This is a genomic window from Paenibacillus cellulosilyticus (assembly GCF_003182255.1).
Classification (GTDB): Bacteria; Bacillota; Bacilli; order Paenibacillales; family Paenibacillaceae; genus Paenibacillus_T; species Paenibacillus_T cellulosilyticus.
In genome coordinates this window covers 21,620-35,224 of sequence record NZ_QGTQ01000015.1, presented here as the reverse complement: position 1 = coordinate 35,224, position 13,605 = coordinate 21,620, and the positions used below count along the sequence as shown (strand labels likewise).

At 45.5% G+C, this 13,605-nt stretch carries 9 protein-coding genes and 2 pseudogenes; 1 reads left to right on the top strand and 10 read right to left on the bottom strand.

Annotated features, from left to right (window positions below):
* Positions 1–258: 258 nt before the first annotated feature.
* The 3 genes from DFQ01_RS18140 to DFQ01_RS18130 all read right to left on the bottom strand — a co-directional run bounded on the left by DFQ01_RS18140 (position 259) and on the right by DFQ01_RS18130 (position 3,487).
* Complete coding sequence (locus DFQ01_RS18140) at positions 259–1,032, bottom strand: metallophosphoesterase (RefSeq protein ID WP_110045320.1); 774 nt, start codon at positions 1,030–1,032, stop codon at positions 259–261.
* A gap of 300 nt (positions 1,033–1,332) precedes the next feature.
* Complete coding sequence (locus DFQ01_RS18135; protein ID WP_174812625.1) at positions 1,333–2,721, bottom strand: sensor histidine kinase; 1,389 nt, start codon at positions 2,719–2,721, stop codon at positions 1,333–1,335.
* Positions 2,722–2,800: 79 nt separating this feature from the next.
* Positions 2,801–3,487 carry a response regulator transcription factor gene (locus DFQ01_RS18130; protein WP_110045318.1) on the bottom strand — a complete coding sequence of 229 codons (687 nt, stop codon included), beginning with the start codon at positions 3,485–3,487 and terminating at the stop codon, positions 2,801–2,803.
* Positions 3,488–3,631: 144 nt separating this feature from the next.
* Between DFQ01_RS18130 and DFQ01_RS18125 the strand changes: the two genes are divergently transcribed.
* Positions 3,632–6,136, top strand: a complete 2,505-nt coding sequence (locus DFQ01_RS18125; RefSeq protein ID WP_110045317.1) for a flavodoxin domain-containing protein — start codon at positions 3,632–3,634, stop codon at positions 6,134–6,136.
* A 338-nt stretch (positions 6,137–6,474) separates the two neighbouring features.
* On the opposite strand, the pseudogene DFQ01_RS18120 reads toward DFQ01_RS18125, so the two are convergent.
* The 7 genes and pseudogenes from DFQ01_RS18120 to DFQ01_RS18090 form a co-directional block, all read right to left on the bottom strand.
* Positions 6,475–6,952 (bottom strand): annotated as a pseudogene (locus DFQ01_RS18120) (sigma factor-like helix-turn-helix DNA-binding protein); the annotation flags it as partial.
* A 78-nt stretch (positions 6,953–7,030) separates the two neighbouring features.
* A complete protein-coding gene (locus tag DFQ01_RS18115) occupies positions 7,031–7,744 on the bottom strand; it encodes a hypothetical protein (RefSeq protein WP_110045316.1) in 714 nt (237 codons plus the stop codon).
* On the bottom strand, positions 7,741–8,904 hold the full coding sequence (locus DFQ01_RS18110; protein ID WP_110045315.1) for an AAA family ATPase: 1,164 nt from the start codon (positions 8,902–8,904) through the stop codon (positions 7,741–7,743). The genes DFQ01_RS18115 and DFQ01_RS18110 overlap by 4 nt, the downstream gene beginning before the upstream one ends.
* A 142-nt stretch (positions 8,905–9,046) precedes the next feature.
* Positions 9,047–9,187 (bottom strand): annotated as a pseudogene (locus DFQ01_RS18105) (flagellar biosynthesis protein FliA); the annotation flags it as partial.
* A gap of 110 nt (positions 9,188–9,297) precedes the next feature.
* Positions 9,298–9,675, bottom strand: a complete 378-nt coding sequence (locus DFQ01_RS18100; protein ID WP_110045314.1) for a hypothetical protein — start codon at positions 9,673–9,675, stop codon at positions 9,298–9,300.
* Positions 9,675–10,283, bottom strand: a complete 609-nt coding sequence (locus tag DFQ01_RS18095) for an HNH endonuclease signature motif containing protein (protein WP_174812624.1) — start codon at positions 10,281–10,283, stop codon at positions 9,675–9,677. Before DFQ01_RS18095 ends, DFQ01_RS18100 begins: the two co-directional genes overlap by 1 nt.
* The gene (locus DFQ01_RS18090; protein WP_110045312.1) at positions 10,280–13,603 is read right to left on the bottom strand and encodes an ATP-binding protein; all 3,324 of its coding nucleotides are present in this window, start codon (positions 13,601–13,603) and stop codon (positions 10,280–10,282) included. The genes DFQ01_RS18095 and DFQ01_RS18090 overlap by 4 nt, the downstream gene beginning before the upstream one ends.
* Positions 13,604–13,605 lie beyond the last annotated feature (2 nt).

Genomic DNA, 13,605 nt, shown 5'->3' with positions numbered 1-13,605 from the left:
TAGGGATTATAACAAGACTCTATATAGCTATCAATTGATATCTTTTGAGGCAATAACGAATCAACTTCCCGGTATAAGCCACATTTCTAACCCACATTCAAAATAGCAACTGCTTTTATTTTATTATTCTTATATGTTTAATAGGGTTTATAGCAATATGCGAGTTCTGTTTACCATATGTGAATCACGCCAACTTGCTTATAGCGGCTCTTCGGGGACGTGAACAAATAAAAAAGGCATGCGGTCAACCGCAATGCCTCATGTACTTGCTTTCATTGTCCGGGAATAAGTGCTTCGATTAGCCTTGAATGAACAGGAATCGGCCTTAATATAATACGTTTCATTCAGCCTTCCGTCTTTGAGCACCAGACCATTCAACTGGTATCCGAAAGCGCAGCCCCCGTCTATGCCGATCTTATCTTCGCCTTCCCAAATATCCGGGACGCCATGAATATCCGGCGTAATCGTATGGCCGAATATGACAACCTTCTCCAGATTCGTTTTGTGGTTATAGAACGCTTCTTTGATGTACAACAAATCCTGTAGATCCTGCTCTGATAATGGGCCACCGTTCGGGTTTACACCGGCATGTACATAAATGTAGTCACGATCCTCGTAGTAATAGGGAAGCCCTTTGAGGAATGCGATATGCGACTCGAATTGCCCCATATAGCTTCTTATTTCATCCAGGTGCTCCTGGTTGATCGTTATATCGTTATTACAATAACTACGCAGTGTTTCCAATCCGCCAAAATCGAAAAATCTTGCCGTTTCTTTCTCGGTGGCTTCATTCTCCATAACTCTCACGAAGCGATGGTCATGGTTCCCTTGTAATGCAATTGCGCCATGCTCCTCTACCAGGATCATAACAAGCTGTACGACTTCTCTGCTGCACGGTCCCCTGCTTACATAATCGCCAAGAAGAATAAGCCTGTCGTTGATCGGGTTATATTCCATTCGTTCAAGTAGCTCGACGAACTCCCGATAGCAGCCATGGATATCGCTTATGACTAACGTTCTATTGACTATCATGCTTTTCCCTCCTGAATCCGCTAACACTTATTACATTTATATACCGTGCGATCGTTCCCAACTTGCTCCGTTGAGATTATAAATTATCATTTTCCGATTTGATCTTGAACCAACCAAAGTATATTTTAAATTGTAATAATTTAATAATTTGTAAATACACGTATCTAAATTTGAACATAAAAAGATCCTTTACAATAGATATGGCAGGTATCCCTGTCCATCATCCATTGAAAGGATCCATCGCATAGTCATACATGAGAGAACAAACTGCTGCTTAAAGAGACAGCTTATTCAATGGTCTCACTGCAGCTTACCCTCTTCCGCCAATCGGAGATCAAACCAGAAGACGACGCCACCATTCGTATTGTAGACACCGTACGACGTCCCATGCATATCCATAATACCTTTCACAATGGACAATCCGAGGCCTGTTCTGTTATCGGTGCGTGTTCTGGCTTTATCCGCCCTGTAGAAGCTTTCCCAGATCTGCGGCATTTCGTCTTCGGGTATGCTGTTCCCCGAATTAAATACGGCGACCCTAGCGCTGCCGTTATGCTCCGTCATGGAAACGCTGACAACTCCGGGTTTTAGGGTGAAATAAGCCGCATTCGTCATATAGTTATTGATGACCTGATTGATTTTAGCTTCATCCCCAATAACCCAACCTAGACCCGGCTGAAACTCGAACTCGAATTGAACCTGCTCGGGGCTGTATAGCTTCCTCAACCTTTGAATCGTCTTGAGAATGCTTCCCTCGAGATCGAATGGCTCTGGATAATACGAGGCTTGACCGGCTTCAAGCTGGGAGAGAAGCAGCAGCTCTCGGACAAGCTCGTTCATTTTCCGCGCTTCGTCTATGATGACCTCGCTGTATTCCGTCCGGCTTTCCGCATCGTCGTTTACATTCTGACGCAAGCCTTCGGCGTATCCTTGAATGAGCGCGATCGGGGTTTTCAGTTCATGCGAGACATTAGAGACGAATAGTTTGCGGGTTTGCTCCAGACGGTCCTTGCGTTCGAGCTCAGCCTCCAACTGCTCGTTCTTTTCTTTCAGTTCACGGGTAAAGCTTCCGATAATATCCGACAGCTTATTCATATCTTCGCCCAGCTGTCCAAGCTCGTCTCTCCGATGCTCCTGCCAGCCTCGGCTGAAGTCAAACAAGGTCATCCGGTGAGCAAGCTGCTGCAAGCGTACGATAGGCTTGGAGAAATAGGTCGCAAACCGGATTGCCGTTACCAATGCAACGAGCAGGAATAGTCCACATACGATAAGCAAGAAACGGTTCAGAATCCCTACGCTTTTCTCACTGGCGGCAAGGCCGGTCGTTATAGCGATAATATTACCGTCCGGCAGCTTCCGGTACACCGTCAGGTTTACGGTATTATGTTCGAACTCTTCATGGACCTTGGTTACCGTCCCGCCTTTATCGAGCTGGGACATTTCCTTCGAGCTGAATGGCTCCTTCATTAATCTCCGGCCGTGCCCCATCTCTTCTCCGTCTTCCTTCGAGTTGAATAAACCGTTCCCATTAGTGTCAAAGATGTCGATGCTCGCCTGGTAATGGTATTCGGCTTCTTCTACAAGCGCTCCGAACGCCGTGCCCTCCAAATCGTTTTCTTGCACCAGCTTATTGCTTAATTGTTCGAGCTCGCGAGTCTGCGTCCAGATATAGAAAGGTTTAAGCAGCACCAGATTCCCTGCAGTCATACAGAGAATGAGCAATATCATAAATGATAAAAAGACAAGAATGAATTGGGTTCGAATCGGCTTATTTCTCATCGTTCACCTCGAAGCGGTAGCCTTTGGCGCGGATCGTCTGTATATAGCTTTCATAAGGAGACAGCTTCATCCGCAGTCGGTTAATATGTGTATCCACCGTCCGCAAATCCCCGAAATAATCAAAGCCCCAAACCTTCTCCAGCAGCTGTTCGCGGGACAACACAATGCCTTCATTACGTACAAAAAATACAAGCAGATCGTATTCCCTTGGACTAAGCTCAATCATCGCTCCGTCGATATAGATGCGGCAGGCTGCGAAATGGATCGATAATCCCGCCTTTGTCCATTCACCTCCGCTCTCTTCCTGCTTAGGATAGGAACGCCGAAGCAGCGAGCCGACCCTTGCCACCAGAATAGAAGGATTAAACGGTTTGCCGATATAGTCGTCAGCTCCAAGCTGAAAGCCGAACAGCTCATCGTATTCTTCTCCTTTGGCCGTCAGCATAAGAATCGGGACAGAAGACTTCTCTCGGATCGTCCGGCAGACTTCCCAGCCGTCCATCTTGGGCATCATTACATCCAGGATGATCAAGTGCAGAGGACTTATTTTATGAAACATCTCAATCGCGCCGCAGCCATTGTCAGCTTCGTATACGGTATATTGCTGACGGACAAGAAAGTCCTTTAACAGCTTTCGCATCCGGTCGTCATCATCGGCAATTAGAAGTTGATACATGAATTTCACCTCGAAACAAACATACCGAAGGAAAAGTGCAATAGCAAGGTCTAGTCCCAATGTTTAACCGGCTGTGACAAAACGGTAACATTACGCCTCTACGATGATTCAAGCAACCATTAGTCACAGGAGGAATCATCGGATATGAAACCTATTAACATCGTAAAATACCTACTAGATCTCATCATGGGACTCGCTTTTGTATTTTTGTTTGATACGCGCGGTACCGGCCTTGCCTTTCATGAAATAGCTGGTCTGTTCATGGGAGGAGCTTATCTGACGCATATTGCATTGAACTGGCGCTGGGTGGCGAATGTCACCATGAGAATGTTTGCCCCGAAGCTGACCGCCAAAATCCGAATGGGATATATCCTTAATTGGCTGCTGTTCGCATCTATGACCTTAACGATTGTGAGCGGTATCCTTATTTCCAAGGTTGTCTTGCCGCAGCTTAATATGGGAAATCACGTTTGGTTCAAAATGACCCATACAACGCTTCCGTATTTGCTTCTCATCCTTGTCGGCATTCATATCGGGCTGCATTGGCATTGGGTCATCAGCATGACGAAGCGGTTGTTTAAACGACGCAAAACCTCGGTTTGGGCAAAATGGGCCGCAAGAGCCGTTGTTCTGGCGCTCCTGGCTTATGGCTGCACTACGGTCTATTCCAACAATTTGTTCAGTCGCGCTGCATCCTCCGCTCAAATTATCGGCATTCAGACCAGTTCTCAGGGATCGTTTGAGAAAGGCGATCGTAAAGGCTTCCCTGAAGGCCAAATCTCGGAAGAAGGGGGACAAGCAAGCGGGAACTTCGTTCCGAGTGACGGGGAGAAAGAAGGCTTTGGAGAACGAGGCGGTCATGATGGAGAAGGAGGCGCAACAACCTTCTCAAGCTTTATGAAGGCAGGATGGCTGTTCTTTGGCATGTTAGCTGTATTCGTTATTCTAACTTACTATCTGGATAAATGGACCAACCGTAGAAGACGATCTGTACAGGAAGCGGCAGTGCCTGCTGAGAGCATGCTTGCAGCAACAATTGCTTCGGAAGCGGAAAAGGTTACGGTCGTATGGGCTTCTCAAACGGGCAACGCAGAGAAAGCGGCCAAGCTTGTGGCGAAAGAGCTGATGCAGAGCGGTTTTGCCGTGTCGACAGTCAACATGGATGAAATGACGGTTACTGCCTTATCAGAGTTAAGTCGAGTCGTATTTGCCGTCAGTACGTATGGCGAAGGCGAGCCGCCGGATAACGGCTTATCCTTCTGGCAAGCGCTTTGTTCAACAGAAGCACCACGCCTAAATGAGTTAACGGCTACCGTATTTGCGCTTGGCGATTCCAGCTACTCCCGGTATTGCGGATTTGGCTTTGGATTGGATGCTCGGCTGGAGGAGCTTGGAGCAAAGAGGCTGCTGCCGGTCATGGATTGCGATGGAAGCTTTATGCCTCAGTTGAAAAGCTGGATTCCAGTCTTGTTAACAGCACTGGGTAATAACAAACAGCCGGAACAACCACCGCTTGCAGCAGGGGCTGAGGATGGGTATGAATCGGAGCGGCCGGTTCTGGCCAGACTGAAGGAAAACCGGAAACTGAATCGAAGCGGCTCGGAGAAAGAAACCCGTCATATCGTATTCGAATGGCCAGGGGCGGCTTATGAAGCTGGTGATGCGCTGGGCGTATTTCCTGTCCAATCTCCGCATCTGGTGAAGCAAATATTGAAGGCTGCTAAGCTTAACGGTGAGGAGATCGTTAAGGTAGATGGGCATGGCCAATTGACGTTATTCGATGCCTTGCTTCGGCATTACGAATTAACCAAATGCTCGAGCGGATTGCTCGGGAAGCTTGCCACTATAACAAATAATGAGAAGCTTAGCCTCTTATTGCAGCCGGAGAGGCAGGAAGAGTTAACCGAATGGCTCTACAACAGCCAGCTCATTGATGTATTGCAGGAATTCCCGACTGCGCTGACCTCTCAATCGTTGCTTGCGATGCTTAGACCGCTGCAGGCCAGATTATATTCCATAGCATCCAGCCCGAAGCTCCATTCCAGCGACATTCATCTGACCGTATCTGCGGTCCGGTATGAGCGCAGCGGGGAGCCGAGGGAAGGTGCATGCTCGATCTATTTGGCGGACAGAGCAGAGCTTGGCGCAGAAATTCCAGTCTATATTCACAAAGCACCACACTTCCGGCTTCCTGCTGATTCTTCCCTACCAATCATTATGGTTGGAGCGGGTACAGGCATTGCGCCGTTCCGGGCTTTCCTTCAGGAAAGACAGGCTTCGCGGGCAACAGGGGATAACTGGCTAATCTTTGGCGAACAACGGGAAGCCAGCGACTTCTACTATCGAGATGAGCTGATGGAGCTTCAGAAGACAGGATATCTTCATCGGTTAAGTCTCGCCTTCTCCCGTGATCAGGAGAAGAAAATATACGTCCAGCATAGGATGAGGGAAGAAGGCAAGGAGCTGTGGAGCTGGCTTGAGCGCGGCGCATACTTCTATGTGTGCGGGGATGCGTCAAGAATGGCACACGAGGTCCACTCGGCTCTGAAGGACATCATCCAGGAGCATGGAGGCATGAATGAAGAGCAAAGCGAGTCTTACATTCAGCAGATGATCCGCTCCAAACGTTATAAGCGTGATGTCTACTAAATGTTCATAAATCAAGCCCCGGCCTGTAGGGGGCAAGACTCTTATTAGCTGTAAGAAAACCTCTTTTTTGCGAGCTGGCTCTGATGTGTACCATGGTCAGCTTGTACAACTTTGTTTCGCAGATCTATGGATTGTACTTCCGTTCCTTTTGTTGTTATTACAAAAAACACCCCTTATAGTATTACATCGGCATAAACACTAGGATGTCTTTGCAATGTCCACTATAAGGGGTACTCTACACAGTACGGCCGAGGCTTATTAAATATCTTCTCCTGCTAGGCATGCTGACATTATTAATAGTAGGCTTTCATTTTATGGATATAAAATTCATTCACTACTCACTTCTTCGCCTTATAAAACTCATGATACAGCTTCATCAGCGCCCGCTTCTCAATCCTCGAAACATAGCTCCGCGATCTCCTCTGCGCCCGCTCTTCGCCGCCGTGCTCCAAGCCGAACCTGCCCACGACGACTTCCTTCTCACGGTCATTCAATATCGAGGTTCCGATAAATCTTGCTTTTCTCGATCTTCAGCTATAGCTTCTCGACCACATCGTAAGCCTCCGAGCCGAGGATATCGATCAACGGTTTCCTCTTTTTCCGTTCCAATCAGGTCATGCAGGAAGACATCTTTTTTGGTCTTCTTTAGTGACCACAAATGCATCAGGATCTCGATACACCGCGTGCAGCGAACGTCGCGCGCTTCGTGCCTTTGCCCTGCTGGAAGCTCTAGATTGCCTTGATGAGGCCGATCGTACCGATGGAGATAAGTTCCTCCAGATCCTCACCAGTGTTGTTGAATTTCTTGAGGTTGTGGACACAACCTCAAGAAATAGATAAGCAGCGGTAATATTGTGGCTATATTGAATTTTTATTCAATCAACTTATTACCTACTATTCGGACGTACTCGCTGCTTCTCCTTCTGCTTCCATACCTGATTCTAAATATCTGATGATTCCGATGAACTCCCTAAAAGAACTTAAATGGTCTGTAGAATCAATTCGTTCTATCATTTGAAAAAGAAACTGTGGATTTTGAACTGCTTTTGACCCTTTTCCCTTGGTGTATGAAGCATTCCTTTCCAGAAGCATCTTGCTTAGATAATATTCGTGGTATTGTGCAACAGTTGTTACCTGTGAAACATTGGTATCAATCCCCATTAATTCTGGATCATTTTCTAGAATTGAATAGAATCTGCTACATTCAATAAACTCAGATGTCTGAGGGTTTCTCGAGAACACTTTTTGGTTTCCTAAACACCATGTTTCTATACAGTGATTTTGTACTACTATAAGGATCTTAGCTGGATCAAAACCACAGTTTTGCACCACACTTAGAACTTCTGACTTTCTGTCTTCAACCGCAACATCATCTGAATCTAATACAATCATCAAATAATCAATGTTTGTTCTAGTTTTTATATCAGATATTGCATTTGGAATATCCTTAATAATACTAGGGTATCCATCACAACTAAATAAATAGTAGTTATTCGAAGTAATTAAATCTAAATGTTTTACTTGTACTAGTTGGGGTAACAATTCAGATAACCATTTGGGATAAATATGCTTTTCAGATTTCCCCTCGACTAGGATATATAAATTCACTCTTCTCGCCCCTCGGTGTATGCGTCTAAATTCATCAATTGCTTAAAGGCTTCATGTTTCGAAGCACCCAAATGATAGTCTGAGGCGCTGCGAACAATAATGCCACCGGGAACTCTACTAACAATTTTCCAATTATTCATAGAAATATTATTCACAATATATGGATGATGACTCGTTAATATAAATTGCATATCTGAGTTTTGATTTGAGAACAATAGATCTATACAGTTAATCCCCAGACTATTCTCAAATTCATCTATCAAAATAACACTACTTGATGAACTTAAATATGTCATTGAAATAAATAACAAAGACTTTAACATACCTGAAGAGATATCAGATAAAGATATCCAGTCTGTATCTTCTTCTTTTAATTGTATTACCCAGGCTTCAGAATTATCATTAGATATGTATCTAACATCATTATTAAGTCTTACATCTTCTACAAAATCAAAAATATTTATAAAATCTCTTTTTATTTTTTCGAAAATGTTAGGAAAGTATAATTGAGTAAATAGCAACTTTAAGAAGATAGGCATATTCGTTTCTTTTAATGCAAGCAGTGCGCTTTCATACTGGCTGTCATCAATTGTTTCAAGTATATCAACTCTAGGGTTGTTAGAAACTACTACTTTTCTTTCTTCTTCAAAAATAAAAAAGATCATTTTTTCAAAAGCACTCTGTATTGGTTTAATCGAATCTTCTTCGGAAAAAATATTAATACAACTTTTTGAAGCAGTAACTTTAGGTACTATTCCATCATTTATAAAAGAGACGGTTGATTTATTTCGTTCAAAAATCTGTGTTACGGATATATTATTGTTTTTCGTTGTTTCTAGCTTTTCATAAATGAACTCAATTCCCGGAGTTTCATTCGAATTATTTTTATATAAAGACTCTATATCTCTTTTTATCTCTATTTCTCCGGTCCAAGTATATGTGTCACCGTTTTCTGTGAAAGTAATACTCCAATTCAAAGAGGGAGTATGTTTTTCCAACTCCTTTCCTTCCGATAATCTTTTCAAATTAGATAATGCCTTAAGAATCTTTGTTTTCCCTACACCTGATGCACCAACAAATAAAGATAAATTATCGAATTTGATTTCTGGCAAATTCCAGTTTGTCTCTATTTCTTTATATCTCAATGCTAAAAGCTTCATATTCTCACTACCTTCATATATTTCTTACTTTATGTATTTAATAGTAACAGAAACACTCTATGCGTTCTAGGAGGTAAAGAAAATATTGGCTATCCTCCTAAGACTTCGCGTTGTTATTTTGATGCTTCGTGCCTTTGCCCTACTGAAAGCTCTCAATCGCCTTGATGAGACCAATCGCGCCGATTGAGATCAGATCCTCAATATCCTCTCCGGTGTTATCGAACTTCTTAAGGTTGTAGACACGATGTGATGTCAACACATGATGGACCTTTATGTGAGAGATAAGTTACGTTTACAGTTTACAAAACAAAATTAAACGGCCTCAGTCCAATAGAATCAGGACCCAGGCCGCCTAAACTTAATTTTGGACTTTAACTTTGCTCAAGCTCGTTCTTAAAGATACTCGCTCTGCGATACAATTGTCGCTGACGGCGCGAGACAAACGGCAATGCCTTCATCTTCATCTTCGCTGTCATCCAAGAGCAGCGCATAACTGCCGTTTCGTTTAAACAACAATGTTCGAGGGACGAATCGATTAGAGGCATCGCCATTAGCGTAATCGATCAGCAGCTTTTCTACCGTTGCTAAACGGGCCCGTTTGTTGTCGCCAAAATCAACAAATGCTGTTTCTTGTTCAGCGGTAATGCCGTCTTTCTCAAAATAAGCTGCCGCTTTGACGGTCACGCTATGAACGTTGTTAAACAGGGAAATATCCGTTGCTGCTTTCCAACCGACGTTGAATACAAGTTCACCAAATACCGAATTGTTCATTAGGATTCACCGTTTCCTTTCTTAGCCTCAGATATTCCGCCGCTATGCGTAAAATTGGCATGAATTTCGTTAGGAACCTTCTGCATTGTCTTCATGTCTCTACATTCGTGCCACGTGTAATTATTGTCTTTGCGCCATTGGGCAACCTCTTCCGGCGAACAGCCCTTCTGGTTCGCTAACTCAATATCCGCTTTATCGAAGTTATCGGAGCGTTCGGTAGAGAACGATTCAATCTCGACGTTCCCTTTACTAACTTCACTAAAGTCAGGCTCGCCATCGGTGTAGATAATCCCGTCTTCCAAGCCGTATTTGTTGAGCAGTTCTTCCATTGTTAGGCCGTCGGGGTTAGAGCGAGTTCTACCTTTCACTTCAGGCGGTACATGGTCGGGGGCAGGCACCCATTTGGAGTCGCCGCGCTCACCCTCCCAATGTCCATTACTTCCTTCAATCGGACAGTTTTTGAGATTCTCACACACGAGGCCTATTGGTTTATCATACTCGCTTATCGGTTTGTCGGAGGTCCTGCCTTCCGCCATCCTGCCGAGCGGAGAGTCAGAGAGCCGCTTGTCTACAACCTCCGTTACTTCCTTAAACGCAGTAATACTCATCGTTTCGCCCCAACCTTTCCGACAGCCCGTTCTTTGACATAATCGATCCATTGCATATAAATCCGCTCACGCACTTCCGATTCCTCTTGCTGAACGCTTATGTCCTTCATCAAGCATTGGCTTAATGTTAGGATTACTTCCTCGGAGACATTGGATAAGAAGCGGTTCACAAGTGCAGCAAGCTTGTCGGTGAGCTCCTCATTGCTAACGGAGGTGGAGACGATGTTCTCGACCTGTGCACGAACACCAAGCAAGCCCGTAATACGACGAGAAAGCTTTATAAATTCGGTATCACTCCACAAAGATAAGCGTCCCTCGGATGTATACTCAGCTATTAGCTCCTCGACGAATTCCCTATTCTGGGAAGATAGACGAAGCGCTGCTAAATGACGTTCGATTTCGGTTGTACTGAAGTCCAACCGTTCGCGAACTCTTCCCTGTATAAGCAGCGATATGAGCTGCGTCCATAACTTCTGGACATCTGCAGCCATGTACGGAGCGTTGCTGTCGTACTGCTTCTCACCGATATTGCATTTATTCACTTTCACTAGAACAGGCTCAACCCAGTCGTTCTGGTAAATAGCCGCAACACCACGTTCAAGCTTGGATAGCTCACCAATCTGTTCTTCGTTCAGATTTGCGGCGAAACCGACTAGCTCGCGGTCGCTTCGTTCCGGCAAACGCAAAATAATTTTGGTGTTCGTATTGCGAATGACCGACATATCCAACAGTCCAGGGGACTGATCGGCGATAATAAAGCCTTCTCCATACGTTCGCATCTCAGCGATTGAATTGGCTAGCAGCTCTACTGATTTGCCGAGAAGATTGGCGCTTTCAGCGGACTGCTCTGTCGAGGTGCGTTTTAATAAGACATGCGCTTCTTCAAGCACGGTTATATGCTTAAGCGGACTATTCGTTTGGCCGGAGGTCATCCGGTATTCGTTAAGCTTCATAACGAGCAGCCCCATAATGAGCGATTTTGTATCTATGGCCCCGACACGGCTCAAATCTACAATAACGTTTCTGTCGAATAGCTCGGCATCGGTCAGATCATCACTTGTGAAGATGAGGCCATTCAATCCATTCGTCAGTGAGCGGACGCGGGTACACAAGGCGCCAGCGTAGTCGCCCTTGCTGTCAGCCGAATATTGGGATTCATTAATGACGTTCTCGATCTGCTCCAACAAGTCTGTAAAGTTCGGATATACGTTGCCTTTCGGATTCTCGGAAGTGCTCAAATTCCAGCCTGCCGCAATATACGCTTGTTCCATTGCCTCCTTCAGGATGGCAGGCATCGCAGCATACATCGACCAACATACGTTAAACAATTCGACAAGCCTGTCCAAATGTTCCAGAACGTGAATATCAGGCGGGAAGCGGAACGGATTTATCCGAAGCAAATCCGACTTCTTAGGATTGGTGCCATAAACCGATACATCGGCGAATTGCCCGAACATATTTTTGTATTCACCCTTAGCCGGCTCTACGACCAGGAAAGGAATGCCGTACACGTTCCGCAGTTGGTTGAGTATTTCGTACACCGTGTTGCTTTTGCCGGAGCCGGTGGAGCCTGTTACAAATGTGTGCATCGTCATCGAATCACGATCAAGCCGCACATTTGTAGTCGTTTCGCTTCCCATCGTGAATACATTACCAAGCGTAAACCCGTTGTTGTTATTGCGCTGATTATAGGTGACAACTTCTTTCCCGAAGTCAGCATGTTCAATGACGGGGAACCCGCACACGGACTTGCGGGGAAGACCCATCTGAATCGCAAGCTCGTTGCCGCTTACTAGCGATGAAGCTGTTACGGGCAGCGTGGCCGATTCCGTGCGATACGCGAAGACCGGATGGATAAAATTCGTAATATACTCCCGCAGCATAGGAAGCTGTGCGGCATTGCCACGCCCCCAGAAGTTGATCGCCGACGTCTCAACACCGGATTTCTCGCCTTTCATCAGCGCTTTGTATGTACCCGCCGCCATCTCCGCTGTTTCTTGGCTGTCGGATAAGAAATAGGCAGCGCATTCCCACATGCCGAGACTTTCGCATTCGTCAATACGTTGCAGCTGCTGGTCAATCCGCTCCAGCGTGTTGATTAGCGTCTTATTCTGCATCGTTAGCTGCATATTGTCAGATGTTCCGGAGGTTAAGCCTTTTGTCCGGGTATAGTTATCACTCGTGCTTTCATTCGTGGTGTCTGATTCACCGATCGTTTCGGATGAAGTCTCGGTATTGTTCTCGCTCGTCGATGTTCCTTTGGTTACCGATTTCGGATTGATAGCACCAAGACCAATAGAGCCCGCCATTATTGCCCCTGCAGCGACGATACTTGCACCGCCAGTCATCGGAGCGGTAACAATGCTCGCTACACCAAGTAAAGCTGCGCCGGCGCCTTTGGCGATCATTGCGGCCCTATTGGTCTTCGTCTCGGACTCATTAATCGTAAAGCTCGAGGAACGGCTTGTGCCGGTCTGCGTCGAGTGGTTGGTCGAATGGGAAGAGCCTGTTGTCGTTCCTCTTGAGAAAGCATCTGAAATGTTCAGAGCGGTATTCGTACCATAACTAAGCTGCATATTCGCAAACGGCGAAAGCTGCGTATACACGTTCTCGTATGCACGGCGCGTTTCCGCCAACTGCTCGTTTGGCGTACTCTTCGCCAATATGACAGCTGTATAACGCTGACCCTGCATGGCTAGCACTAGCTTATCGAGTCCTTGAATAAACCGCTCGTTGTCGGTGAATTCTGCATCTTTATTGTTAGCCACGCAAGAAACGGCCGCAATGTTCTTCGACTGAACGCCCGCCAGAACTTGCTCTGCGCCAGAGTCGAGAAGGTCTTCCGTCTTTACGCCGGGGAACTGACCGCGAAGCGCATTTCTTAACGTATCTTTTAGCGATTTCGTTGTCCGCTTGTCGTCGAGTGCGCGAACGCCCATATAAAAGTCGGTTTTGTGACCATTGCTGTCGGCAATAATAAACACACCGCAATTTAGGTTTTGCACCGAATTAAATACAGAAGCAAACTTGTAGGTTGAATATTCGTCATTTTGATAGACCATTTCGGTTATTTTGAACAGACGAATATCGCTAATTTCCTTCAGGCTATCAGGGAGCGGAATAATATCAAGCTCTGTGAGCTTCGTTAAATAATTTTTGAGCACGATGTCGTCAACAAGCAAGCTTGCCTCGGCAAGCTGACTTTGCAGTACTTCATAGCTTGGAACATTACTTATTGGGAGGGCGGAGGTTGTTAACTCGCTCTCGACATTCAATGCCACAGTGCTCTTTCCGCCAGTCAAGTCTACTATGTCACTCATAT